Raw genomic sequence first — 26,726 nt, 5'->3', positions numbered from 1 at the left:
CGCTTTTTCGGCTTATTCGGCGTCCGCGTGAACGGTATCGATGCTTCCGATCGCCCAGCGCTTGATGCGGATTTTGACGCGGTCCGTACCGGTTTCGATAACGATGGTGTCGGAATCGTCCTTAATGCCGACTACTCGTCCGACAATTCCGCCGATTGTGGTGATATCATCGCCGACTTGGATATTGTTGCGCATTTTTTCTTCATTTTTCTTTTTCTTGGACTGGGGACGGATTCCAAAGAAATAAAAAGCGCCGATAATGGCCACGTAAAGGAGAACGATGGTCCATGTACTTCCTCCGGCCGCAGTGGTTCCTGTCAAAGTGTTGAAATTCATTATAGAGCTGCACCTCCCATTTAATATAATGATTATAGCAACTTCTTCGTTGTCTTGCAAGGATTTCTTATATCCTCATGCTCAATTTCGAGATATGATCGCTATAGAATTCTTCAAAACGGCCCTCATCAAGAGAAAGACGGATCTGTTCCAGAAGGGAATTGTAAAAATAGATGTTGTGCATGACGCAAAGCCGCAGGGCGAGCATCTCTCCGCTTTTAAAAAGATGGTGAATATATGCACGCGTAAAATTGCGGCAAACGGGGCAGCCGCAGTGTTCGTCGAGCGGTTTCCCGTCGAGCGTGTATTTCGCGTTCATCATATTCCGGCAGCCGTCCCAGGTAAAGGTGTGCCCGTGACGGGCGTTTCTGGACGGCATAACGCAGTCGAAAATATCCACGCCGCGCCTGACCGATTCCAGAATATTGGCCGGGGTGCCCACCCCCATCAGATAACGGGGCTTGTCCTTCGGCATTTCGGGTTCCACCGCCTCGATGATGCGGTACATCTCTTCCGCGGTCTCCCCCACCGCCAGCCCGCCGATGGCGTACCCGTCGAGGTCGAGTTCCCGGATCTGTTTCATATTCTCGATACGCAGGTCCTCGTAGGTGCTGCCCTGATTGATTCCCCACAGCATCTGGCGGGGATTGATCGTGTCAGGCAGCGTGTTCAGCCTGTCCATTTCCGCCTTGCACCGATACAGCCAGCGAACCGTGCGCTGACAGGAGCCGCGCGCGTAATCGTATTCCGAAGGATTCTCCACGCATTCGTCAAAGGCCATTGCAATGGTAGAGGCCAGATTGGACTGAATTCTCATGCTTTCTTCCGGTCCCATAAAGATTTTATGGCCGTCGATATGGGAAGCGAAGGTCACGCCTTCCTCGGTAATATTCCTGAGCTTTGCCAGCGAAAACACTTGAAATCCGCCGCTGTCGGTCAGGATCGGCCCGTCCCACCGGGTAAACCGGTGCAGGCCACCCAGCTTTTTCACGTTTTCGTCGCCCGGTCTCAGATGAAGATGATAGGTATTGCAAAGCTGCACCTGGCATTTCAGTTCTTTCAGATCCAGCGCGGACACACCGCCTTTAATCGCGCCGCAGGTAGCCACGTTCATAAAAGCCGGAGTCTGAACCGTCCCGTGCGGCGTAGTGAATTCGCCGCGCCTTGCCGCTCCCGTATTGCTGATTAGCTTATACATGTTTTAATCCTTATTTATCCTTTCGTATCAGTAAATGAACATCGCGCCGGCCATATGCATGGCAGGCAAGACCGGCGTCGCGATGCCTTGTTTCAAGCCTGTTAAATGATCAGCATCGCGTCGCCGAAGCTGAAAAAACGGTATTTTTCCTGAACGGCGATCCGGTACGCGTTCATAATATGCTCGTAACCCGCAAGGGCGGAAACCAGCATGATGAGCGTGCTCTCCGGCAGGTGGAAATTGGTGATCAGGCCGTCCAGCACTTTGAACCGGTAGCCGGGATAAATAAAAATATCCGTCCATCCGGCGCTTTCCCTGATACAGCCCTCCGCGGTCCCGACGGACTCCAGCGTGCGGCAGCTTGTCGTTCCCACCGCAATGACGCGGCCGCCGTTCCGTTTTGTTTCATTGATGGCATCCGCCGTTTCCTTCGGGAGATAGTAATGTTCCGAATGCATTTTGTGGTCCAGTACCTTTTCCGCCGTGACCGGGCGGAACGTGCCCAGCCCAACGTGCAGCGTGACAAACACCACTTTTACGCCCTTGGCCTTTACCTTTTCCAGAAGCTCCGGCGTGAAATGCAGCCCGGCGGTCGGCGCGGCCGCGGAACCGACTTCCTTGGAATACACGGTCTGATAGCGCTCATTGTCGTTCAGATGCTCCGTGATGTAATGCGGCAGCGGCATTTCTCCGATCTGATCCAGGATTTCATAGAAATTCCCTTCATAGGTAAAACGCGCCAGACGGTTGCCTTCGTCGATGATTTCCAGCACTTCCGCCCTAAGAAGGCCGTCGCCGAAAACGAAACGGGAACCGGGCTTCGCCCGCTTGCCGGGGCCGCAGAGAACTTCCCATACATCCCCTTCCCGGTGGTTCAAAAGCAGGAACTCCACGCGGGCCCCCGTCCCTTCCTTGATCCCGTAAAGCCGGGCCGGCAGAACGCGCGAATCGTTCAGGACAAGACAGTCGCCGGGATTTAAGCAGTCAATGATATTGAAAAAGTGTTTATGGGCAATCTCGCCGGTTTCCTTGTTCAGTGTCAAAAGTCTGGAGGAATCGCGCGGTTCCAGCGGGGTCTGCGCAATCAGTTCTCTCGGTAAATCATAGAAAAAATCTTTTGTCTGCAAATTTTTTAAATCCAATGTCATTTCCATATCTCCCACATAATATACTACCGATTCTTTATTATAAATAAATTGACAAGTAATAGCAACCCATGTTATTATAATTCAAAGATAGAGGCGCGATTTTAAAAAGTAACGGATCTCAGGCTGCCAAAGCCGTTGATCGTCCGTGAAAGGTAAACTCGCCGAAGGGGGTTTCAGGGCAGGAAACCGCCTGGTTGTTTTTGTGAACAGCAGAACAACTGTCATCATGTTGATATGATGGAGCGCTATCGGCTAACATTTGGTCTGGCAGACGCCGGACCCTATCAATGTCGAACAGTATCTATTATATTTGCCTGATGACCGGTTTTCAACCGGTTTTTTTCTTATGTATATATTTTCTCATTCTTTAAACATATATATTACAGGAGGGCTACCAATGAAAAAATATCATGTAGGGATTATCGGCGCAACCGGCATGGTTGGTCAAAGATTTGCTACGCTGATCGAGAACCACCCGTGGTTTACGGTTACCGCGCTCGCGGCGAGCGCGCGTTCCGCCGGAAAAACATATAAAGAGGCTGTTGGGGACCACTGGCTGATGACAACGCCGATGCCGAAATCAATGGAAAATATGATCGTGTTCAACGCGGAGCAGGACATTGAAAAGATCACTTCCGTTGTTGACTTCGTGTTCTGCGCGGTCAATATGAAAAAAGAGGAAATCAAAGCGCTGGAAGAAGCCTATGCCAAAGCGGAGTGCCCGGTGATGTCCAACAACAGCGCAAACCGCCCGGTGGCCGACGTACCGATGATCATTCCGGAAATCAACGCGGACCATGCCGAAGTCATTGACGCGCAGCGCAAACGTCTCGGCACAAAACGCGGATTTATCGCTGTGAAATCGAACTGCTCCCTGCAGAGCTACGTTCCGGCCATCCACCCTCTGATGGACCTGAACGTAACGAAAGTGCTCGCCTGCACCTATCAGGCCATTTCCGGCGCGGGAAAAACCTTTCAGACGTGGCCGGAAAGCCTTGATAACGTCATTCCCTTTATCGGCGGAGAAGAAGGAAAATCTGAAAATGAACCGCTGAAAATCTGGGGGCATGTCGAAAACGGTGCAATCGTCAACGCCGCTTCCCCATCCATTACCTCCCAGTGTCTTCGCGTTCCCGTTTCCGACGGGCATACCGCCGCGGTTTTTCTCTCCTATGAAAAAAAAGTTGAGATGGAAGAAATTATCGCAAGATGGGAAAACTTTAAGGGAATCCCTCAGGAGCTTCAGCTTCCCAGCGCCCCAAAGCAATTTTTGCATTATTTCCGCGAGGACGACCGTCCGCAGTCAAGGCTTGACCGTAATTTGGAGAACGGCATGGCCGTTTCCATCGGACGTTTGCGCCCGGATACGCAGTACGATGTAAAATTTGTCTGTCTGTCCCACAACACTCTGCGCGGAGCCGCAGGCGGAGCTGTTCTGATGGCGGAGCTTCTTTGCGCAAAAGGTTATATCGATTGAAGAATTTGCGAATTTGGAGGTAAAGTGTCATGAAAAAGCTTATTTTCAGCGGTTCCGGCGTCGCGATCATTACGCCGATGAACGAGGACGGTTCCGTGAATTATGACGTTTTGGGCGATCTCGTCGAATTTCATATCGCAAACGGAACGGATTCCATTATCGCCTGCGGTACGACAGGAGAATCGGCAACATTGGACCACGAAGAGCATTGCAGGGTCATCGAATACATCATTAAAAAGACAAATAAACGGATTCCGGTCATCGCTGGTTCCGGCAGCAACGACACCCGCTACGCGGCAGAGCTGTCCCTGACCGCCCAGGAGCTTGGCGCGGACGCCCTTCTGATGGTTACGCCCTATTACAATAAAACCTCTCAGGCCGGTCTGGTAAAGCATTATCACTATGTGGCGGACCGTGTGAAGCTTCCGATCATCGTTTACAACGTACCGTCCAGAACGGGCTGCAATATCAAACCGGAAACGTATCTGGAGCTTTCCAAACACCCGAATATCAATGCCGCAAAAGAGGCGAACGGGGATATTTCCGCTCTGGCGAGAACCATTTCCCTTTGCGGCGACGAGCTGAATATATACTCCGGAGAAGACAATCAGACGCTGCCCATTCTTTCTCTGGGCGGTAAGGGCATTATCTCCGTATTCGCGAACATCATGCCGAAAGAAATGCACCAGATCTGCGCGGATTTCTTTGACGGCAACCTTGCTGCCAGCCGCGCGGCATTTTTGAAATACCTTGAGCTGATGGACGCACTGTTCATGGATGTGAATCCGATCCCGGTGAAGGCGGCCATGAAAATGCTCGGATTCAACAGCGGCGGCTGCCGTCTGCCGTTAACGGCGATGGGTGAAGAAGCGGAAGTAAAACTCGCGATGATTCTTAAAAAGTATAATGTGTTAAAATAAATTGACCTTTCCGGAGGGAATGTAAAATGACAAGGATGATTATCTGCGGATGCAACGGCAAGATGGGCCGTGAGGTTTCGGCCTGTGCGGCGCTGCGGGACGACTGCAGGGTCGTAGGCGGGATCGATATGAATACGGAGGCGAAGGAGGATTATCCGGTTTTTGCGAAACCGACGGATATCAATGTCGACGCCGACGTCATCGTCGATTTTTCCAACCCCGCCCTTCTGGCTTCTTTGCTCCAGTATGCGCAGGTTCATAAAACGCCGCTTGTTCTGTGCACCACCGGTTATAACAAAGCGCAGGTGGAAGCGCTCACCCGTGTTTCCGAAGATGTCCCCGTATTTTATTCGGGCAATATGTCGCTGGGGATCAACCTGCTGATCGAATTGTCCAAAAAGGCGGCTAAGGTGCTGGGCAGCGGCTTCGACGTAGAGATTATAGAGAAACACCACAATCAGAAGGTCGACGCGCCGAGCGGCACCGCACTCATGCTGGCCGACGGCATTTCATCCGTCATGAACGAAAATGCGCATTACGTTTACGACCGGCATTCCCAGAGGAAGAAGCGCGATGCAAACGAAATAGGGATTCATTCCGTTCGCGGGGGAACCATTGTCGGCGAACATGAAGTGATTTTCGCCGGACACCATGAAGTGATTACGCTCGCTCATTCCGCGCAGTCGAAAGAGGTTTTCGCCGTCGGGGCGATCAACGCGGCCGTTTTTCTGGCAAAGATGCCCGCAGGGCTTTATAACATGTCTGATTTATTAAAATAGGAGGTAGCACGATGAGTACGGAACCAATGATCACCACTTCAAATGAAATCACCCTGATCACGCTGCAGAACTGTCCCTCCGAGCTGACCTTTACCGCCGATGTTTTTCAGAAGATTTCGGGGTCCGGAGTCAATGTGGATATGATTTCGCTTGCGCCGACGCGCGGCGCCTTCACTTCTATTTCCTTTACGATTTCCGACAACGATCTGGATAAAATTCTGACCTTTACATCCGATCTTCACGACAATTCCAATATCAAGACCATTGTCAGCAGCGGAAACTGCAAAATTTCCGTCTATGACCAGGGAATGAAGGACACCCCCGGCGTGGCGGCGAAGGTTTTTGCGGCGGCGGCGAAGAGCGAAACGGACATACGGATTATCACAACCTCCGAGGTAGACATCTCCCTGCTGGTTACGGGGGCGGATTTCGATCAGACGCTGAATGAAATCGAAAAGTGTCTGAAGAAATGAAAGCCTGCTCTCTGTTTTCTATAAAATAATAATCCCTTCCGTCGGGCAGTATGATCTGCTGATCGCGGAAGGGATTTTTTATCTCCAATAATAGATAACTACGGGAAAAATATAAACCGCGGTAAAAACACCGATGAACAAAACCGTAAAGAAAACAATCGCCGGCAGTTCCAGGAACCGGATTTTATGGTAGAGCCCTTTTCTCAGAAAGATCAGGAAAAGGATCAGAGCGGCGATCCCCACGGCGGATAAACAGCTTCCCAAAGAAAACCCGGGCGGAATATAAGAAACGGAGATTTCGTTTTTCCCTTTGTCCAGCCTGATCGCCATCATGGAATCCAGCACGCAGTTGATCTCGGTCTTTTTCCCGTTTACAGTCGCGGTATATCCCCTGCCGTCCGTAATCGGAAGGAAAAGATAGGACTGGTCGTCGGCCGCGTCCGCAGTGCCGGTAATCCGGTTCCCCGACTGCTTCAGCTGCGCGGCGGCGGTACCGCTGACCGCTTTCTTTAAAACATCGTCCTTAAGTCCGGCGATCCCAAAGGATTTCACGTCGACTTCTTTTAAAACCTGGATTTCCACTTCCACCGTCTGGTCGCGGAAGGTGCCGAGATTCAGGAGTCCGTTACTGCTTTGATTCGGATAATCGTCCTGTACGGTCATCCCGTTTACCAGAATATTGAAGCTTGAGTTGATATGCTCGATCAGGCTGTTCGACAGCCTGTCAAAGCAGTCGAAATAAAGCGTTTCCGTTCCCTGAACCGGAATCCGGTAAACCACCGACCCCTCGGCGCTGTTGTCCGGAAAAGTAAGAGAATATCTTTCTCCGGCAGTATAGGCGATATTATTCAGAAGAGTCGGCTCGTAATAGGTAAACAGCTTGTCCTGTGTATGAAAGAGGGATTCAAAGACAAACTGCTGCATGTTGAGGCGGGTCGTGTCCGGCAGAGTGCTGAACGCCTGAATGGCATCGGAATGAACAACAAACCCGACGGGAAGAGTGTCCTCTTTTTTTCGGATCTCATATTTCTCATTCCGATAAACCTCCTGTTCCTTGCTGAAGGAAGTTCCCCTGCGGAGAATCGTATAACGGTTCCCCATAACGGCGTCGGTCAGCTTGGTGCCGCCGTTTGAGTTGACTTCCATCCAGTAGGACGAATAACCGAGCTTCTTCATGGTGTACAGAAAGCTTTCGCCCGTCAGCGACGTATAATGGCTCAGCGTATGATACCCCAGGCCGCCCATCAGGTTTACGTCGAAGTATTTTTCTTCGGATTTTACGCGGTAAAGGGAGTCGTCCCCGATCCGGCCGCTCAGATCGATGACGGCTGCCTCGGTTTTTCCGTTGTTGGCGGCCGAGGCCACGTAAACGCCGGAATTAAATACGCATTCCAGTACAACCATGACGCACAGCAGGACGGAAAACGCGGTTTTACCCAGCAGCCTGAACTGGTAGAGCAGCAGAAGGACGAGATACGCGAGTCCCGCGACCAGAGAAAACAGGAGCAGAAGCCGGAAGCTTGCGCTGTTCCCCCACAGGGTTTCCGTGTAAATCCGGACGACATCATATTCCTTATAAAAAATCAGGCATTCCGCAAGGAATACGGCGCTGACCGCCAGCATCCCGCCAAATACGGCCAGCGGGCTGCTTGACGTAAGGCGATTTTCCCGATTGATTTCCGACAACACGGCGGCGAGCAGAATCAGGCCGAAAAAAATGGTGATATATCCGTAGCGGACCGGAAAAGCCTGATAGTTTCCGGTCTGCCACATTTTATTGATCGGTTCTATGAAAACCGGTATCATGGTCAGAACAAACAGGATAAACACAAAACTCGTATTCGGTGGAAGCCTTCTCGCAAAAAATAAATAGACAATCAGCGCGGCAAAGATCGCGCCCGAGCACAGAATCACGGGAAAAGTCGTGTCCAGTCTGGAAATCAGCCCGCCCACTCTTAAACTGGTAAACAGGTCTCCGGTTCTGGCGGAGGCCGTATACTGCATCAGGGAGGGGAGCCAGACCACGGCGGTAATCAAAGCGGTAATCAGGGTGGAAACTCCCAGAAGCACAATATTTTTCCGGCGCGTCCCCTTTTTCGCGAAGAAACAGACGTAAACCCCGGACACCAGCACCAGAAAAATCGACACCATATAGCTTAGATAGAAATTCACTGTCAGTATCGCTGAAAAAGAGAGGACATACCATAGAATTTTTCCTTCGTCGGCCAGCTTGATCAGGCCAATCAGAAGAATCGGGAAAAGGTACATGACGTCCAGCCATACGTGGTTCTGGTAGTAGAACATGGCGTAGCCGCAGAAAGCATACATCACGGAGATCGCGATGTTTTGCAGAACATCGAGCTTTTTGAATCGAAAGCGGAAAAAGACGCTTGCCGTAAACGCGCACGCCATCATTTTCAGTAAGACCAGAATATTCATGAAAAGATAGAAATCGGCCTTGTCGACAAAGGCAGCCAGAAAGCTGAACGGGCTGCTGATAAAAAACAGGAATACGCCCCAGAAGCTCATGCCTCCGGCGTTCTGCAGATTCAGAAACATGTTTGCTTTTCCGGACAGGATATCTTTAAAGTCCATCAGAAAAGGGATGACCTGTTGGTTCATGTCGCACCACGAGAGAGTGTTGTATCCAAAAGGAAACATCCTGCTTACAAAAAATACCGAAAGCATAATCACCATCACCGAAGCGGGCGCCAACAGAAAAGAGCCGTTTTTTTTCATCTGGATGAGTCCTCCAACATTTGTCAATGTACCTATTATAAGGAATTGCCGGATGAAAATCAATCAAAACAGCCCGCCGCCGAAATTTCGGCGGCGGGCTAAGCAAACTTTTGCGTTAATCCACCAGATTGACTTTATGGAACACCTTTTTCCCCTTTTTGATCACCACATATTTTTTCCCGAAACGGTTCAGGGACAGCTTCTCCGTGCTGGAAAGGATCTTCTCGTTATCGACTGAAATACCGCCCTGATCGATCAGACGTCTCCCCTCTCCTTTGGAAGGCGCCAGCTTTGTCAGGACCAGCAGATCAAGCACGCCGATTTCCCCGTCGGAAAAATCGGCCGCGGTAATATCCGTGGAAGGCATGTTGTCCGTGTTCTCGCCGCTGCCGAACAGAGCGCGCGCCCCTTCCTGCGCCTTTAACGCTTCCTGTTCGCCGTGAATCAGCTTAGTGACCTCAAACGCAAGAATTTCCTTGGCTTTGTTGAGCTCCCCGCCCTCCAGCTTCGCGAGCTCGTCGATTTCCGACAGCGGAAGGAACGTAAGGATTTTCAGGCATTTGATCACGTCGGCGTCGCCGATATTGCGCCAGTACTGGTAGAATTCAAACGGCGTGGTCTTTTCGGGGTCCAGCCAAACGGCGCCCTTTTCGGTTTTGCCCATCTTTTTTCCTTCGCTGGTGGTCAGCAGGGTAAACGTCATGCCGTAGGCTTCCTTGCCCTCTTTGCGGCGAATAAGCTCGACGCCGCCGATAATATTGCTCCACTGGTCGTCCCCACCAAGCTGCAGCTGGCAGTTGTACCGGTGGTTCAGCTCCAGAAAGTCGTAGCTCTGCATAATCATATAGTTCAGCTCAAAGAAAGAGAGTCCCTTTTCCAAACGCTGCTTATAGCATTCCGCGGCAAGCATGCGGTTGACGGAAAAATGCACGCCGACATTACGCAAAAACTCAATATAATTCAGATTCAGAAGCCAGTCGCCGTTGTTGGCCATAATCGCTTTGCCTTCCGAAAAATCAACCAGACGGGACATCTGCTTTTGGAAGCAGGCGATATTGTGGCCGATTTCCTCTTTGGTCAGCATTTTGCGCATATCGGATTTTCCGGAAGGATCGCCGACCATACCCGTTCCGCCACCGAACAGCGCAATTGGCGTATGGCCGGCTCTCTGCATGTGCGCCATGACCATGATCTGTACAAAATGGCCTACGTGCAGGCTGTCGGCCGTCGGATCAAACCCGATATAGAATGTGGTTTTGTGATTGTTGAGAAGATCCTGGATCTTCTCCTCGTCCGTCATCTGGGCAATCAAGCCCCTTGCTTTGAGTTCTTCGAAAACTCCCATAAAAAATCCTCCATTTCAGGGGGATAAAAACGCCCCCTGCTTATTTGCAGAGGGCGGAAATAACCGCGGTACCACCTCAGTTCACCGTAGCCTCACGGATACGGCCTTACGGGTACAAAAATACCCACGCGCTGTAACGTGCGCTTTCACGGCCAGATCTAATAGAAACCGTTCAATCCGGCGACTCCGGGATGTATTTCAGCCAAATCACGCGCCTGCTTACACCAGCCGCAGGTTCTCTTTGCCGGTATTTTGACTTACTTCTTCCCATCCATGTCATTATACTGCATTATACCCAATTCCCTCCGCATTGTCAAGACAAGCCATGCTTTTGGGCAAGCCTGAGCATTTCCGCCGCGTTTTCCAGCAGCAGCGGCGTGACCTGAGCCCCGCCCATAATTCTTGCCAGTTCCTGCTTTCTTCCCTCGTAATCCAGCTCGGCCACGTCGGTGAAGGTTTTGTTCTCCCGGACCTGCTTTTTGATTAAAAACTGCGCGTCGGCCAAAGCGGCTATCTGCGCCAGATGCGTTACACAGATCACCTGACGGTGGCCCGCGACCTCATGCAGCTTTAAACCGACCTTCTGCGCCGCGCTTCCGCTGATGCCGGTGTCGACTTCGTCGAAAATCAGCGTGTCAATATCGTCTTTTCCGGCAAGCACCGTTTTAATGGAAAGCATGATGCGGGAAAGCTCGCCGCCGGAAGCAATTTTTGCGATCGGTTTGGCCGGTTCTCCCGCGTTCACCGAAATCAGGAACTGAAGCTTGTCGCAGCCGAGCGAATTCAGCGGGCATTCCTCCTGCTGCACCTGAAAATCGATGTTCGGCATATCCAGAAAACGGAGCTCTTCCTTTACCCTTTTCGTAAAGGCCCGTGCCGCCTCCCTGCGGCAGGAGGAAATTTTTTTGGCAAGCCTTTCCGCTTCCGCCTTTGCCTTCTGATATTCCGCTGTCATCTGCAGGATCTTTTCATCCGAAAGCTGGATATCCTCCAGCTGGGACTTCGATTTTTCAAGAAAAGCGATCATCTTTTCCACAGATCCGCCGTACTTCAGGCCAAGGCGATAGAGGACGTCCAGCCTGTCCTCTATTCTTTCAAGGTCCGCGGGATCATATTCCAGCTCCGAGGAAAAACCGCGGAGCTCTTCTCCGCAGTCCTCCAGATCGTAGCGGATGTTTTTGATTCTTTCGGAAAGCTCGTGGATTTCCGGAAGATATTTTTCCGTTTCTGACAGAGCGTCCGAAGCGGAAACGACGGCGGACAAAGCTCCGTCAAAGCTTTCTTCCCCGTTCAGGGCCGATTGCGCCGTATGGATCGCCGAGGCAATCTTTTCGCTGTTTAAATAGCGGGTACGGGTTTTATTCAGCTCTTCCTGCTCGCCGATTCGCAGACCGGCAGCCTCCAGTTCCTTGATCTGATAGGTCAGCAGATCAATCTGTCTTGCTTTCTGCGTCTCGTCCATATCAAAAGCGTCCAGTGCGCTTTTGATATGCTGCATATTGCTGAAAGCGGCGCGATATTCCAAAAGCAGCGCTTCGGGCAAGCCCATGCGGTCGATGTACCGGATATGTAAATCGGGCGACAGCAGGTCGTAGCTTTCGTGCTGGCCGTGAATGCTGATCAGCAGGGTCCCGATCTCTTTCAAAACGGATACGGTTGCCGGACGGCCGTTGATACGGCACACGGCTTTGCCGTCGGTATGGATTTCGCGCTGAATCATAACGGAACCGTCTTCTTCCGGCGCGTAGCCGAAATCCGCCAGCTTATGGACGGCCTGTTCCCCCGGGTCGGAAAAAACGGCGGTGACAAAAGCGGAACGCGCTCCGGTCCGCACAAGCTCGCGTGAGGTTCTTTCCCCCAAAATCGCGTTGATGGAATCAATAACAATGGATTTTCCGGCTCCGGTTTCTCCGGTCAGAACGTTCAGGCCGGGATGGAAATCGATCCCGGTCTTTTCAATCACAGCAATATTTTCGATGTAAAGCTGAGAAAGCATTGTAATCACCCAACCATTTTTTTAAGTTCAGCAACCAGCTGCTGTGCATGGTCTTCGTCCCTCATCGCAATAAAAATGGTATCGTCGCCGGCCAGAGTGCCGACGGCGCCCTGCCAGTGCATGGTGTCCATTGCCGCGCAAACAGCCTGCGCCATGCCCGCGTGGCATTTGATTACCACCAGATTGCACGCGTAGTCGATCTGCACCGCAGAATCGGAAAGGAGGGAATAAAATTTAGAGGAGTAATCGGCCGTGTTGCTTCTGCCGGTGGAATATCTGTATTTTCCGTCGTGGGACAGAGTCTTGACCAGCCTGAGTTCTTTGATATCGCGGGAAACGGTGGCCTGGGTTACTTCAAAACCGTCTTCACGCAGGCGGCGCAAAAGTTCTTCCTGAGTATCAATCGCGTATTCGTTAATCAATTCAAGGATTTTTGCGTGTCGTCGTGTTTTCAATTCAATTTCTCCTCTCGGCTAATTTTTCATTCACTACCTCATAAAAATTATCGTCTTTTAATTTAATAATTCTCACCATGCGCTCCGAACGGCAAAAATTGATTTTCTGATTATCGGCAATCTGAATAAAAGTGTCCCCGTCCACGGACAAAATAATCTCGCTTTTATAGTGGGAACACGCCGTTACGCTCAGCTTGGCGTCCGGCCCGAAAATAACCGGCCTTGTCAGCAGAGAATGCGGACAGATCGGCGAAAGAAGAATACAGTTGATGCTCGGGTCGATCACGGGGCCGCCGGCGGAAAGGGAATATGCGGTGGAGCCGGTGGGAGTGGAAATAATCAGGCCGTCCGCCCTGTACTCGCAGACATTCTTGTCATTGAAATGAACGGTGATATCCAGGATCCGGGAAAGCGCTCCGCGGGCGATCACCGCGTCGTTCAGCGCCAAATGGGTTTCCGTTTTTCCCTGATTGACCAGCCGGATTTCCAGCATCATGCGGTTTTCGACGGTATAATCCCCGTCGATCAGCTTTTTCAGCTTGTCGAGCTCGTCCGTTTCCAGCCCGGCGACAAAACCGAGCCGCCCCACATTAATGCCCAAAATCGGCTTTTCCGCCACGGCGGCATGCCGGGAAGAGTGGATAATGGTTCCGTCGCCGCCAACGGCGATCACCGCGTCGCAGTCGGACATCATTTTATCAAAATCATCGTAAAAGAGAATGTGTAAATTTGGAAAACAGCTCTTCAGGTTTAACCGCATGCACACCTCTGCGCCGAATTTTTGCAGCGTTTCCGCCACCCGCGCGGTATGAAGCTGTGCGTTGTGCTTGCTTAGGTTCGGCATGATCGCTATTTTCAAATTATTCACCACCGTTTAATGTATGATGGGATTCTTCCACCAACGCTTCTATATTCAGCGGAACGCTTTCCGGTTTCTCCGATTTTTGAAGGTAAATCAGGTACTCGATATTTCCCTCCGGACCTTTTACCGGGGAATAGGTTAGGCCCAGAACGGAAAATCCGTGTTCCAGAACAAAGCCGGCTATTTTCTCAATCACTTCCCGGTGAACCGCCCGATCGCGCACCACGCCTTTTTTCCCTACTTTCCCCCGGCCCGCTTCAAACTGCGGCTTGATCAGACAGACGGCCTGCGCGTTTTCCGCCATGAACTCCCTTGCGACGGGAAGGACCAGGCAAAGCGAAATAAAAGAGACGTCCACGCTGAAAAAATCGATATCGTCCGGCACCTGCTCCCGCGTAAGGTAACGGACATTGGTGCGCTCCAGATTCACGACCCTTGGGTCCGTGCGCAGCTTCCACGCGAGCTGCCCGTAGCCGACGTCGATGGAATAGACCCTTTTCGCGCCGTTCTGCAGCATGCAGTCCGTAAAACCGCCGGTAGAAGCGCCGATATCCATCGTGATTTTCTCTTTCAGCTCAATCGGGAAAACAGACATGGCCTTTTCCAGCTTCCAGCCGCCGCGGCTCACATAGGGCATGGTCTCCCCGCGGATTTCTATTTTCGTACCGACCGGAAGCATGGTCCCGGGCTTGTCGGACTTCTGATGATCGATATAGACATTGCCCATCATGATCATTGCCTTGGCCTTTTCCCTGCTTTCGGCAAGACCCTGGTCAAACAGCAGGCAGTCCAGTCTTTTTTTCTCTATCACTTTTTGTACTCCGTCAATATCATATTTACCATTCCCTTGTCGTCGAGGCCAAGGGCGCTGAGCGACTGCAGCATTGTCGCATGGGGGACAAAGCCGGTGATCGCGCGTAAGCGGAACTCGCCGCGGTACCCGCCCTGCGACAGCAGATAGCTGAAATGCTCCCCGATTCCCCCCTGCTGGATTCCCTCTTCAAAGAAAAAGACTTTTTTCGCGGCCGCAGCTTCCGCTACCGCGTCCCTGTCCACCGGGGTAATCCGGTTCAGCTTGATAATTTTCGCGGGGACCCCCGACTCTTTCAGCGATGTGACGGCCTTGCAGGCCATGGAAAACAAACGGCCGTAGGTCACAATCACCAGCTCCGCCCCATCCTGTCCGTAAATGTCGTAAGCTTTCCCGGTGCTCTCAAAGTCGAAGGGCTTAAACATCGGCTTTCCGCGCGGATAGCGCACGGCGGAAACGCCTTCGCACTGGTACAGCGCCTGCTGGAAGGAAAAATAAAGCTCGTCATAGTAAGCCGGGGAATAAACGGTAATCCCCGGAACGGTGCTCAGAAAAGCCGCGTCAAAAATACCCTGATGCGTTTCGCCGTCGTCGCCGACAACGCCCGCCCGGTCAATGGCAAACGTCACCTTTACCCGTTGGATGGCCGCGTCATGAATGATCTGATCGTAGCCGCGCTGTAAAAACGTGGAGTAAATCGCGCATACGGGAAGCATGCCGCCCGCGGCAAGACCGCCGGCAAAGGTGACCGCATGCTCTTCCGCAATCCCCACATCGAAGAAACGGCCGGGAAACTGCTTCGCAAAACCCGTCAGACCGGTCCCCGTCTGCATCGCCGCGGTAATCGCGCAGATTTTTTCATCCTTACCCGCCAGCTCGCAAAGATGGCCGCCGAAAACACTGGAAAAATTCTCACCGGCGGGGGCGGATTTTCCCGTCTTAATATCGAAGCTGGATATCCCGTGAAAAGCTCCGGGATTCTGCTCCGCATACGGATACCCCTTTCCTTTGCGGGTGATCACATGGAGCAGAACCGGATGATTGATATTCTTGGCATTTTCCAGAACGTCAATCAGCTTTCCCAAATCATGACCGTCAAACGGCCCGTAATAATAAAAGCCCATATCTTCAAAAATGGTACTGTTATATAATATCTGCTTTAAAGCAGCCTTTGATTTCGAAAGAAAATGATGCAGCGGCTTTCCTACGTGAGGCAGCCGGTTCAGCGCGGTTTCAATATTGCCCTTTGCCCTGAAATAACCGGGCTTTGTGCGAATGTGCGCCAAATAGCGGGCGATAGAGCCGACGTTGCGCGAAATAGACATTTTATTATCGTTTAAAATAACAATAAAATTCTTCTTGAATCGCCCGGCGTTGTTCAGCCCTTCATAAGCCAGGCCGCCGGTCAGCGCGCCGTCGCCGATCAGGGAAATGACGTGGCCGGGTTCTCCGGCCAGAAGCTTTGCGTTGACGATTCCCAGCGCCGCGGAGATGGAGGTGCTGCTGTGCCCCACGTTAAAAGCGTCGTAGCTGCTTTCCATACGGTTCGGGTAGCCGGAAAGGCCGCCCTGCATCCGGATGGTGGAAATGGTGTCGCGCCTGCCGGTCAGAATCTTATGGGTATAGGCCTGATGCCCGACGTCCCAGACGATCCTGTCGTCCTTGGAACTGAAAACACGGTGCAGCGCAACCGTTAATTCAACGACCCCCAAGTTGGAAGCCAGATGTCCTCCGTTGTTGGAAACGGTCTTAATGATTTTTTCGCGAATTTCATCGCACAATTCATAAAGTTCATCCAGAGAAAGGTTTTGCAAATCTTCCGGAAAATTGATTTGATTTAAAAGGTTGTCCATTCCGTACCTCAACTGGCAGCCGCCGGACGCAGTATACCGGGATTCCGCATTTTACAGGGTCATCCCGTTCTGACGTTTTGCCGCGGCAACCGTATTTTTAAGGAGCATCGCAATCGTCATGGGACCGACGCCGCCCGGAACAGGAGTTATGTAAGACGCCGTTTTCTCCACGTTGGCAAAATCCACGTCTCCGCACAGTTTTCCGTTTTCGTCACGGTCCATTCCCACATCGATCACCACCGCACCCGGTTTCACCATATCCGCGGTAACAAATTTCGGTTTACCGACCGCCGCGACCAGGATATCGGCCTGTCTGCATACTTCCTTCAGGTTTTTTGTCCTGCTGTGGCAGATGGTCACCGTCCCGTTATGATGCAGGAGCAGCATGGCCATCGGCTTACCGACAATATTGCTCCTGCCGATGACGACACAGTTCTTTCCTTCGATCCCGATCTTTTCATGGCGGAGAAGCTCAATGACCCCCGCGGGAGTACAGGGCAGGAAGTGATAGTTTCCGATCATGATTCTGCCCACATTGGAAGGATGGAAAGCGTCGACGTCCTTTTCGGGATCAATGGCTTCCACCACCGCCTTTTCATCCAATCCGTCCGGCAGCGGGGATTGAACCAAAATACCGTTAATGTCTTTTTTAGCGTTCAGCTTCGCGACCAGGTCCATGATTTCTTTTTGAGAGGCGGACGCGGGCAGGGCGTATTCTTCGGAATAGATTCCCGCCTGGGCGCAGGCCTTCTTTTTATTGTTTACATACGTTCTTGACGCGGGGTCGTCTCCGACAATCACTACGGCAAGGCCCGGCGTTACGCCGAGCCGGGCTGTTTTCTCAACTTCAAGGGCCAGCTGAGCCCGAATTTCGGCCGCAACCGCTTTCCCGTCAATGTATTTCGCCATAACCTGCCTCCAAAATCATGATTTTTCGGTTTCTTCCGCCGTATCCTCGGAAGAAGCTGAAACGGGCTCTTCCTGTACCGTACCGTCCGGCGCGCCTTCAGAAGCGTCTGCGTCAAAAATAGTGCTTGTATCGTCGTCAATCAATTCTTCCGGTACTTCATCCGCCACGGCGTTCAGAGCCATGACTTTCGGGGAACCGCATCCGGTAAGAGAGGTTCTGCCGCGGAAAACAATCAACAATGCGATACCGGTTAAAACCGTTATCACGGCAACTACCTGTGAGACCCTGAGAGGAAGAACCGGGGTAATCAGGCTGTCCGTGCGCAGTCCTTCAATAAAGAACCGGCCGACACCGTACCAGATTAAATAGCAGAGAAAAACCTGTCCGTCATATCTTCTGAACCTGCGGCTGAAAATATGTAGCAGGACGAAGCCCAGAAGGCACCATAAGGATTCATAAAGGAAGCAGGGATGCACGGGGCCGTTCGCAATGGCGGAAGTGTTTTCGCTGACCATGCCCCACGGCAGAGTGGTTTCGCGGCCAAACGCCTCCTGATTGACAAAGTTGCCCCAGCGGCCGATCGTCTGTCCGATCAGGAAGCCGAGCGAGGCCAGGTCCAGCATGGCGGGAACGCTGATTTTGCGCAGCTTGGCGATCAGCGCGCCGCAGAGCAGGCCGCCGATGATTCCGCCGTAAATCCCAAGTCCGCCCTCCCAGATGTACAGGGCGCTGATCGGATTTCTCAGATACTGGTCGCTGGTGTCAAAAATGACATAGTAGGCCCTTGCGCCGATAATGCCGCCGATAATGCCGACAATCACGGCGTCGATGAGCCTGTCTTGATCCATATTGAATTTTTTGCAGCTTGCCATCACATAGAGGAAAGCCAGTAAAAAACCGACCGCAATAATCACTCCGTACCATCTGACGGTAAGCGAACCGATTGAAAACGCGACCGGATTGATTGTAAAGTGAATGCCCAGTCCCGGAAATTGAACATTTAACATATACTCCACCATTTCTCCACGCGCAAAAACAGATTAGACGCCGCCAAAACTTCGCGTGGGATGTTTTTCTGGCGGTAAGAATAAAAGCTTATTCTTCAGCCGGTCTTACGATGGAAAGTGCGGAATACTCCGGTCTGAGCTGGACATTGAGCCTGTTCTGCACGGACTGGATATCCGCCGAAGCAATCGTGTCGATATAGTTAAAAAGTTCATGGCCGGTAAACGCCAGGGAGGCCATGGTGTTGGCGATGTTGTCCACACTGTTGAAGGAGGAGACCATACGGCCGTAAACCGCTTTTTTGGAGCGCTCAAAAGCCGCGGGGTCCAGTCCGTGTTCACGCAGCCCGGCAACCTCTTTTTTGATCTCCCGCGCAACGGTATCGGGGTCCTTGGATTCCCCGGAAAAGATCACCGACGCATAACCGGGTCCCTCAAAATACTCATAGGAGAAGGAGGACTGATTGATCAGCCCGGCGTCCAGCAGCCTGCGGAACAGCGGGGACGAGTCGGAGGCCAAAATTTCCAGCAGGATTTCCGTGTCCGCGATTTCGCGCGCAGACAGGCGGTTTTCGCCCGCCTTTTCCTTAAAGCCCAACTGAAAGATCGGGGCGGCCACGGAAAGCTTCTGCTCCACCCTGCTCTCCACAACCCCCTCGGGTTCTTCTTCAAAAAAGCGGTCGATGGTGACGTTCTGAGAGGGCTTCAGCATTTTATCGCAAAGCTCCAGCACCCTGTAAACATCGACGTTTCCCGCGACACACAGCACCATATTGTTCAGGTTATAGAAGGTGTGATAGCACTGATAAAGCAATTCCGGCGTAATCTCCGCAATGCTTTCGACCGTTCCGGCAATATCGATCCTGACCGGATGCTTATGGTATAGGGCGCGAAGAAGGTTGAACATCACGCGCCACTGCGGGTCGTCGTCGTACATCCTGATTTCCTGCCCGATAATGCCCTGCTCCTTCTGTACGGTCTGCTCGGTAAAATAAGGGGACTGAACAAAATCCAGAAGGATTTCCAGCGACTCGTATACTTTTTCCGAACAGGAAAACAGGTAACAGGTTTTGTCAAAAGAAGTATAGGCGTTTGCGGAAGCCCCCGTTTTTGCGTAACGGGCAAAGGCGTCCCCATCCTCGCTTTCAAAAAGCTTGTGCTCCAGATAATGCGCGATGCCGTTGGGGACCGTATTCAGCTCGGTTTCTTCCGAAGTTTTAAAGCAGGTGTCCACAGAACCGTATTTGGTACCGAATACGGCATAAGTGGAACTGTAATTCTCTTTCGGATATACAAAGATTTTCAGCCCGGACGAATGGTTGATCTCAAAATACCGGTCGCCGATCCGTGAGCTTTTGATTTCCTTCATTACATTCATTCTTTTTCTACCCCGTTTCCGACCAAGCGATACACTGTGTCAAGAGTGACATTGTTAGCGGCGTCGATCATCTGCTGACGCGTCACGGCGCTGATCAGCGCCGCCGCTTCCTCCGGGCGTTTGACATAACCGGCAAACGTCTGCGACAGGTACCACGCCTCCAGCCCGCCAAGGGAATCGGAAAGAGAGCGGTAGCTGTTGCACATGCTGAGTTTTGCCGCATTAACTTCATTATCGTCAAAATTGCCCTTTTTTATTTCTTCCAGCTGGAATAAAATTTCCTCTTTGGCCTTTTCAATATTCTTCGTCTCAACGCCGCTCTGTACAAGCATGATTCCTTTCATGGAAACGTACAGCGCGCTGCAATAGTAGCAAAGGCTGAGCTTTTCACGGACATTCAGAAACAGCTTGGAGTTCGGGGTGCCGCCGAAAAGAGCAACCATCAGCTTGACCGCCTCCACCTGCTCATCCCGAAGGGAGGCCGCGGTGCGGAAGCCGAGAACAAGCTTGGACTGGGCAATATCCATTTTTTCGGTGACTTCATTGACCTGATCCGCTTTTTTGACATTGACGGTCGGACACTCCACCGTGGATCTCTTCCCAAGCTTCTGGAAAGCGTTATAAAACCCTTCATAAACGGGCTTGGGATCACAGTCGCCCAGAACCATGATTTCGATCCTTGCGTTCTGAATCAGATAGCGCCATACCCCGGTCAGTTCCTCACGCTTCAGATTCCTGATATCTTCCTTGCTGCCGTAGCGGCTGATGCCGTACGGTTCGTTCTTACACATGATTTCTTCACAGCGCTGTCTGGCGTAGGTACGCTTGTCATTGAATTCAGAGTCGATCAGTTCAATCGTCTGGCGCTGTTCCTGCTCAAATCCGTCCTTCGGAAAAAAGCCGTCTTCAAACGGCGGGTCAAACAGAACGCTGCACAGCAGCTTCGAGAGCTCCGTAGAGGTGCTCTCCCCCTGCAAAGCATACCGGTCGGCAATTCCGGAAGCATAGAGCGACAGCATCTGGACGTCGCCGATTTTCTGGACGTCGGCGCTCAGATCCGCGCCGTAAAGCTCGGCCAGACGTTCCCCCAGCTTTGTAAAGTCGGGGTATTCCCTGCTGGCGCGGCTGAGAAGGAAAGGCAGAATGGCATTGGAAGCCGCAGCTTCTTTTTGAAGGGGCAGTAAAAAATTAACGGACATGCGCACCGTTTTGAATTTCATATCCCGGACGCTTCTGAAGTTGACGCCGTCACAAACGGAGCGCTGTTCTATCTCTGTCATTCGATTATTCATCTCCATATTAAACTCGGTTAAAATCAAGCTTTATTATATCACAATCCTCTGCTTTAGCAAAGAAATAATATTCTGAATTATTTATGAACATACAAAATTCATGACGTGTCCTGCCGGAATCAGTCGCTTTTCTGTTGCGGTAAAAACAGAATAATGTTATAATATCCGGGAACAAAAAAACGAGGTGGCATTATTGAAAATTAAAAATCAGGCACTGGCCGCGGATTTGGGGCTGGTTTTCGTCACAATCATCTGGGGCAGCGCTTTCGTCGTCGTAAAAAACGCTACCGGCACCGTTCCGACAAGCTACATCATTGCGATCCGTTTCGGGATCGCCGTTTTGCTCATGACTGTTTTTTTCTTCAAAAGGCTGAAAAAAATAGACGCCGACTGTATCAAGTCGGGTGCCATCCTCGGGGTCCTGAGTTTTATCGCCTATTATTTGCAGACAACCGGCATAAAATATACAACGGCGGGCAACAATGCGTTTTTAACGGCCGTCTATGTCGTGGTGGTGCCGTTTCTTTATTGGCTGCTGCGCAATGAAAAGCCGGATCTGTACAATATAGCGGCTGCATTAATATGCATTGCCGGAATCGGGCTTCTGTCGCTGCACGCGGGATTCACCATGAACATCGGGGATATTCTCTCCCTGCTGTGCGGAATCGCTTTCGCTTCACAGATCGTGGGTACCAGTATTTTAACCGAAAAGAATGATCCTATTCTCCTCTCCTACACGCAATTTGCCGTTACCGGAGTGATTGGACTGGCGGTGGCCCTGTGCACGGAAACATTCCCCGCCGATCTGGGAACCGACTCCGTCCTGTCTCTTTTATACATCGGCGTATTCAGCACGTTGATCGCGCTGGTTTTACAGACCGTCTGCCAAAAATACACCCCGCCCGCAAGAGCTTCTCTGATTATGTCGCTGGAATCTCTGTTCGGCTCGGTTTGCGGCATTATCTTTTTACGGGAAGCGCTGACTCCCAAAATCTTAGCCGGCTCCCTGCTGATTCTACTTTCTATTCTGATTTCGGAAACAAAGCCGTCTTTCTTCAGATGGAATCAAAAAAGGACGGAGCTGCAGGAAAACAGCGCGGAATAAACCCATAGAAAACGGAAAACCTTCCGCACGGGGATTTTGCATCCTCTGCGGAAGGCTTTTTGATGCTCACAGCATTTTTTTCAGATATTTTCCGGTATAGGATTCCTTTACTTTCACGATCTGTTCCGGAGTCCCCTTCGCGATGACCTCGCCGCCGCCGTCCCCGCCCTCCGGGCCGAGGTCAATGATATAATCGGCGGTTTTGATCAGGTCCAGATTATGCTCGATGACCACTACGGTGTTTCCGCCGTCCACCAGCTTCTGGAGCACTTCGATCAGCTTGTGGACGTCCGCGATATGAAGTCCGGTGGTGGGTTCGTCCAGAATATAAATCGTTCTGCCCGTGGAGCGCTTGGAAAGCTCTGTGGCCAGCTTGACTCTTTGCGCTTCGCCGCCGGACAGGGTCGTCGCCGGCTGGCCGATCTTGACATAGCCGAGTCCGACGTCCTGCAGCGTCTGCAGCTTGCGGGCAATCCGCGGGATGCTGGAAAAGAACTCCAGACCCTCTTCCACCGTCATCTCCAGCACGTCATAGATGCTTTTGCCCTTATACCTGATCTCCAGCGTTTCCCGGTTATAGCGTTTCCCTTTACAGACATCGCAGGGAACATAGACATCCGGAAGGAAATGCATCTCGATTTTGATGATGCCGTCGCCCTGACAGGCCTCACAGCGGCCGCCCTTCACATTAAAGGAGAACCGGCCGGAATTGAACCCGCGCAGCTTGGCGTCCTGCGTGGAGGCGTACAGCTCGCGGATATCCGTAAAGACGCCGGTATAGGTTGCCGGGTTGGAACGGGGCGTTCTGCCGATGGGCGACTGGTTGATTTCAATCACCTTGTCCAGCTCTGAGATCCCCTTGATTTCTTTAAAAGCGCCGGGACGGGATTTCGCCCCATTCAGCTCCGCTGCCAGGTATTTATATAATATTTCATTGATCAGCGAGGATTTTCCGGAACCGGACACGCCGGTGACACAGACAAATTCCCCGAGCGGGATATCCACGTTCACATTTTTCAGGTTGTTCTGCGACGCGCCGATAATTTTCAGCTTTTTTCCGTTGCCCTTGCGGCGTTCCGCGGGAACCTCGACCTTTTTCACCCCGCTCAGATACTGCCCGGTAATGGATTCCTTGCAGTTGACGATATCGTCCACGCTCCCGTTGAACACCACGTGGCCGCCGTGAATGCCCGCGCCCGGCCCGATATCCACGATATGGTCGGAGGCGCGCATGGTGTCCTCGTCGTGCTCTACGACAATGACGGTGTTTCCCAGGTCCCGCAGCCGCTTCAGCGTGTCAAGGAGCTTGTCGTTGTCGCGCTGGTGCAGGCCGATGCTCGGTTCGTCAAGAATGTAAAGGACTCCCATCAGAGACGAGCCGATCTGCGTGGCCAGACGGATACGCTGGCTTTCTCCGCCGGAAAGCGTGCCGGACGAGCGCGAAAGAGTAAGGTACTCCAGCCCAACGCTCTGCAGGAACCCCAGACGGCTTCTGATCTCCTTCAGGATCGTGTTCGCAATCATGGTATCCCGTTCGGAAAGCTCCAGATGATTGACAAAATCCAGTGCCTGCGTAACCGATTTATCGCAGAAATCGCTGATATTGATGCCGCCCACGGTTACGGCCAGGCTGATCGGGGAAAGGCGCTTGCCATGGCAGGCGTCGCAGGGAATCGCGCTCATATAGGACTCGATTTCCTCTTTGATCCAGTTGCTCTGCGTTTCACGGAAACGCCGCTCAAGATTATTGATGATTCCCTCAAATTCGGTTTTATAGATCCCGCTTCCGTATTCGTTGCTGCGCTCGATCTGTATCTTTTCGCCCTTCGTGCCGTAAAGGAGGATATCGATGATTTCCGGAGGCAGCTTTCCAAGAGGCGTGTCCAGGGAGAAATGATAGTGTTTGGACAGCGCCTTCATATACATGGAGGCGATCGTGCTGCCCTCCATCGCCCATCCGCTGGCCTTCAGGCCGCCCTTGCTGATGGAAAGGGACTTGTCCGGAATAATCAGTCCGGGATCGATTTTCATAAAGACGCCCAGCCCCGTACATTTTGGGCACGCGCCGAACGGATTGTTAAAGGAAAACATGCGCGGAGTAAGCTCCTCCACGCTGATGCCGTGCTCCGGGCAGGCGTAGTTCTGGGAAAAGGTGATATCGTCCCCCCCGGCGACGTTAATTACGATAATTCCGCCGGAAAGCGAGGAAGCCGTCTCGATGGAATCGGACAGGCGGGAGTGGATCGAGGGGTGGATGACCAGCCTGTCGACGATGACCTCGATCGTATGTTTCTTATTTTTTTCAAGCTGAATGGTTTCTGACAGATCATAGAGGCTGCCGTCCACACGCACGCGGACAAAGCCGCTTTTGCGCGCGGCGTCAAACTCTTTGGTATGCTCGCCCTTACGCCCCCGCACCACGGGAGCAAGCACCTGAATCTTCGTTCCCTCTTCCAGATTGAGGATACGGTCGACAATCTGGTCAATGGTCTGCTGTTTGATTTCCCGTCCGCAGATCGGGCAGTGCGGGATTCCGATTCTCGCGTACAAAAGGCGCAGATAGTCGTAAATCTCCGTTACCGTTCCGACCGTGGAACGGGGATTTTTGGAAGTCGTCTTCTGATCGATGGAAATGGCCGGGGAAAGCCCCTCGATGTAATCCACATCCGGCTTTTCCATCTGCCCCAGAAACTGGCGCGCGTAGGAGGAGAGAGATTCCACATAGCGGCGCTGTCCTTCCGCATAGATGGTGTCGAAAGCGAGAGAGGACTTTCCGGAGCCGGAAAGTCCCGTGAAAACAATCAGTTTGTCCCTTGGAATCTCGATATCGATATTTTTCAGATTATGTTCCCTTGCGCCCTTAACAAAAATGTTCTTTGCTGTCATTGATTATAAATTCCTCCGTAGCGTTTCGCCGGCTATTTCTCACCGTTCAGTTGTTTGATTTTGTCACGCAGATAAGCGGCGTGCTCGAATTCGAGCAGCTTCGCAGCCGCCTTCATTTCCTTTGTGAGCTGTTCGATCCTCTGTTTTCTTTCGATCGGGCTCAGACGCTTCTGCTTCTTTCCCTTCTCATCCTCTTTATGAGTGGAGATTTCCAGAATGTCGGAAACCTTTTTCTTGATGGTTTTTGGAATGATCCCGTGTTCCCGGTTATACGCGGTCTGAATGGACCGGCGGCGTTCCGTTTCACGGATAGCGGACTCCATGGACGGAGTGACCGTATCGGCGTACATGATGACCTGTCCCTTCGCGTTGCGCGCGGCGCGGCCGATCGTCTGGATCAGCGAACGCTCGGAACGCAGGAAGCCCTCTTTGTCCGCATCCAGGATGGCTACCAGCGAAACCTCCGGAATATCCAGCCCTTCCCGCAGCAGGTTGATGCCGACCAGCACGTCAAACTCTCCCAGGCGCAGGTCCCGGATAATCTCCATCCGTTCCACAGTATCGATATCATGATGCATATATCTGACGCGGATTCCCATTCCCTCCAGATAGGAGGTGAGGTCTTCCGCCATTTTTTTGGTCAGGGTGGTGATCAGGACGCGCTCTCCGTCGGCGGCTCTCAGGTTGATTTCGGAAATTAGATCGTCAATCTGCCCATCCGTCGGTTTGACGATGATCTCAGGGTCGACCAGTCCGGTCGGACGGATCACCTGTTCCACGACCTGAGCCGATTTTTCTTTTTCCAGATCGCCCGGCGTCGCGCTGACGAAGACGGCCTGATTGACATGGCTGTAAAACTCGTCAAAATTCAGCGGACGGTTGTCAAACGCGGACGGAAGACGGAAACCGAAATCGACCAGCGACTGTTTTCTGGCCCGGTCGCCCGCGTACATGGAGCGGACCTGCGGCAGCGTCACGTGGGACTCGTCCACAAACAGCAGGAAGTCCTTCGGAAAGTAATCCAGAAGGGTGAACGGCGAGCTGCCCGGCGCACGCCCGGATAAAACGCGCGAATAGTTTTCAATGCCTTTGCAGAATCCGATTTCGGCCAGCATTTCCATGTCGTACCGGGTGCGTTCCTGAATTCTCTGCGCCTCAATCAGCTTGCCGTTGGCTTTGAAAAACGCGACCCGTTCTTCCATTTCCCGTTCCAGATCGCCGATGGCGCGCTGCATCTTTTCCCGCGGGACAATATAATGGGACGCCGGATAAATGGCAACGTGCTTTAAGACAGCCTTGAGTTCCCCCGTCAGCGCGTTGATTTCACTGATCCGGTCAATTTCGTCGCCAAAGAATTCCACGCGGATCACCGTATCGTTCGACTGAGCGGGAAAAATCTCCACCACGTCGCCGCGGACCCGGAATTTATTACGGATAAAATTGATGTCGTTCCGTTCATACTGAAGCTCAACGAGCTTGCGCAGTAAGTCGTCTCGGCTCTTCTTCATGCCCGGGCGCAGGGAAATCACCATGGTGCGGTAATCGATCGGGTCGCCCAAGCTGTAAATGCAGGACACGCTGGCAACGATGATGACGTCCCGGCGCTCCGAAAGGGCCGAGGTAGCCGAATGGCGCAGCTTGTCTATTTCATCGTTGATTGAGGAATCTTTTTCAATATAGGTGTCCGTCGTCGCAATATAGGCTTCCGGCTGATAATAATCATAATAGGATACAAAATACTCGACCGCGTTTTCCGGAA

At 52.1% G+C, this 26,726-nt stretch carries 21 protein-coding genes, 1 riboswitch and 1 other annotated feature; of the genes, 5 read left to right on the top strand and 16 right to left on the bottom strand.

Annotated features, from left to right (window positions below; genetic code table 11):
- Positions 1-12 precede the first annotated feature (12 nt).
- The 3 genes from yajC to queA form a co-directional block, all read right to left on the bottom strand.
- Positions 13-336, bottom strand: a complete 324-nt coding sequence (gene yajC / locus ACQGQ5_RS14475; protein WP_455737202.1) for a preprotein translocase subunit YajC — start codon at positions 334-336, stop codon at positions 13-15.
- Between the two features lie 67 nt (positions 337-403).
- Positions 404-1,534 (bottom strand): tRNA guanosine(34) transglycosylase Tgt, encoded by a 1,131-nt coding sequence (gene tgt / locus ACQGQ5_RS14470; RefSeq protein ID WP_455737201.1) that lies wholly within the window; start codon positions 1,532-1,534, stop codon positions 404-406.
- 101 nt (positions 1,535-1,635) lie between these two features.
- Positions 1,636-2,682 carry a tRNA preQ1(34) S-adenosylmethionine ribosyltransferase-isomerase QueA gene (gene queA, locus ACQGQ5_RS14465; protein WP_455737200.1) on the bottom strand — a complete coding sequence of 349 codons (1,047 nt, stop codon included), beginning with the start codon at positions 2,680-2,682 and terminating at the stop codon, positions 1,636-1,638.
- 80 nt (positions 2,683-2,762) lie between these two features.
- Positions 2,763-2,938, top strand: a riboswitch (Lysine riboswitch).
- A gap of 141 nt (positions 2,939-3,079) precedes the next feature.
- Here queA and asd point away from each other — a divergent pair.
- The 4 genes from asd to ACQGQ5_RS14445 are packed head-to-tail and all read left to right on the top strand — an operon-like array spanning position 3,080 to position 6,331.
- Positions 3,080-4,159, top strand: coding sequence for an aspartate-semialdehyde dehydrogenase (gene asd / locus ACQGQ5_RS14460; RefSeq protein WP_455737199.1), 1,080 nt, complete (start codon positions 3,080-3,082; stop codon positions 4,157-4,159).
- A 29-nt stretch (positions 4,160-4,188) separates the two neighbouring features.
- Positions 4,189-5,079, top strand: a complete 891-nt coding sequence (dapA, locus tag ACQGQ5_RS14455) for a 4-hydroxy-tetrahydrodipicolinate synthase (protein ID WP_455737198.1) — start codon at positions 4,189-4,191, stop codon at positions 5,077-5,079.
- A 26-nt stretch (positions 5,080-5,105) separates the two neighbouring features.
- On the top strand, positions 5,106-5,858 hold the full coding sequence (dapB, locus tag ACQGQ5_RS14450; protein ID WP_455737197.1) for a 4-hydroxy-tetrahydrodipicolinate reductase: 753 nt from the start codon (positions 5,106-5,108) through the stop codon (positions 5,856-5,858).
- Between the two features lie 11 nt (positions 5,859-5,869).
- Positions 5,870-6,331: an ACT domain-containing protein gene (locus tag ACQGQ5_RS14445; RefSeq protein ID WP_455737196.1), complete on the top strand. Its 462-nt coding sequence runs from the start codon at positions 5,870-5,872 to the stop codon at positions 6,329-6,331.
- 78 nt (positions 6,332-6,409) lie between these two features.
- Here ACQGQ5_RS14445 and ACQGQ5_RS14440 read toward each other — a convergent pair whose 3' ends face one another.
- From ACQGQ5_RS14440 to yfmF, 11 genes are all read right to left on the bottom strand, one after another.
- The gene (locus tag ACQGQ5_RS14440; protein ID WP_455737195.1) at positions 6,410-9,070 is read right to left on the bottom strand and encodes a YfhO family protein; all 2,661 of its coding nucleotides are present in this window, start codon (positions 9,068-9,070) and stop codon (positions 6,410-6,412) included.
- A 115-nt stretch (positions 9,071-9,185) separates the two neighbouring features.
- Positions 9,186-10,415 (bottom strand): tyrosine--tRNA ligase, encoded by a 1,230-nt coding sequence (tyrS, locus tag ACQGQ5_RS14435; RefSeq protein ID WP_455737194.1) that lies wholly within the window; start codon positions 10,413-10,415, stop codon positions 9,186-9,188.
- A 46-nt stretch (positions 10,416-10,461) separates the two neighbouring features.
- Positions 10,462-10,698 (bottom strand) — a binding site (T-box leader).
- A gap of 30 nt (positions 10,699-10,728) precedes the next feature.
- Entirely contained in the window at positions 10,729-12,411 is a 1,683-nt protein-coding gene (gene recN, locus ACQGQ5_RS14430; RefSeq protein WP_455737193.1) for a DNA repair protein RecN, read from the bottom strand.
- Between the two features lie 5 nt (positions 12,412-12,416).
- Complete coding sequence (locus tag ACQGQ5_RS14425; RefSeq protein WP_455737192.1) at positions 12,417-12,866, bottom strand: arginine repressor; 450 nt, start codon at positions 12,864-12,866, stop codon at positions 12,417-12,419.
- A 1-nt stretch (position 12,867) separates the two neighbouring features.
- Positions 12,868-13,725, bottom strand: coding sequence for an NAD(+)/NADH kinase (locus tag ACQGQ5_RS14420; RefSeq protein WP_455737191.1), 858 nt, complete (start codon positions 13,723-13,725; stop codon positions 12,868-12,870).
- 1 nt (position 13,726) lies between these two features.
- The gene (locus ACQGQ5_RS14415) at positions 13,727-14,539 is read right to left on the bottom strand and encodes a TlyA family RNA methyltransferase (protein ID WP_455737190.1); all 813 of its coding nucleotides are present in this window, start codon (positions 14,537-14,539) and stop codon (positions 13,727-13,729) included.
- Entirely contained in the window at positions 14,536-16,392 is a 1,857-nt protein-coding gene (gene dxs / locus ACQGQ5_RS14410; RefSeq protein WP_455737189.1) for a 1-deoxy-D-xylulose-5-phosphate synthase, read from the bottom strand. The genes ACQGQ5_RS14415 and dxs overlap by 4 nt, the downstream gene beginning before the upstream one ends.
- A 51-nt stretch (positions 16,393-16,443) precedes the next feature.
- The gene (gene folD, locus ACQGQ5_RS14405; protein ID WP_455737188.1) at positions 16,444-17,301 is read right to left on the bottom strand and encodes a bifunctional methylenetetrahydrofolate dehydrogenase/methenyltetrahydrofolate cyclohydrolase FolD; all 858 of its coding nucleotides are present in this window, start codon (positions 17,299-17,301) and stop codon (positions 16,444-16,446) included.
- Positions 17,302-17,316: 15 nt separating this feature from the next.
- Positions 17,317-18,309, bottom strand: coding sequence for a prolipoprotein diacylglyceryl transferase (gene lgt, locus ACQGQ5_RS14400; RefSeq protein ID WP_455737187.1), 993 nt, complete (start codon positions 18,307-18,309; stop codon positions 17,317-17,319).
- 88 nt (positions 18,310-18,397) lie between these two features.
- Positions 18,398-19,684 (bottom strand): EF-P 5-aminopentanol modification-associated protein YfmH, encoded by a 1,287-nt coding sequence (gene yfmH / locus ACQGQ5_RS14395; protein WP_455737186.1) that lies wholly within the window; start codon positions 19,682-19,684, stop codon positions 18,398-18,400.
- A complete protein-coding gene (yfmF, locus tag ACQGQ5_RS14390) occupies positions 19,681-20,964 on the bottom strand; it encodes an EF-P 5-aminopentanol modification-associated protein YfmF (protein WP_455737185.1) in 1,284 nt (427 codons plus the stop codon). Before yfmF ends, yfmH begins: the two co-directional genes overlap by 4 nt.
- A gap of 205 nt (positions 20,965-21,169) precedes the next feature.
- Between yfmF and ACQGQ5_RS14385 the strand changes: the two genes are divergently transcribed.
- Positions 21,170-22,081 carry a DMT family transporter gene (locus tag ACQGQ5_RS14385; protein WP_455737184.1) on the top strand — a complete coding sequence of 304 codons (912 nt, stop codon included), beginning with the start codon at positions 21,170-21,172 and terminating at the stop codon, positions 22,079-22,081.
- 66 nt (positions 22,082-22,147) lie between these two features.
- Here the strand turns inward: ACQGQ5_RS14385 and uvrA are convergent, their stop codons facing one another.
- A complete protein-coding gene (gene uvrA, locus ACQGQ5_RS14380) occupies positions 22,148-24,967 on the bottom strand; it encodes an excinuclease ABC subunit UvrA (RefSeq protein ID WP_455737183.1) in 2,820 nt (939 codons plus the stop codon).
- 32 nt (positions 24,968-24,999) lie between these two features.
- The coding region (gene uvrB, locus ACQGQ5_RS14375; protein WP_455737182.1) for an excinuclease ABC subunit UvrB at positions 25,000-26,726 on the bottom strand (1,727 nt) is incomplete at its 5' end.

It is taken from the genome of Caproiciproducens sp., from assembly GCF_053840905.1.
This window is presented reverse-complemented; position numbering and strand designations above follow the sequence as displayed.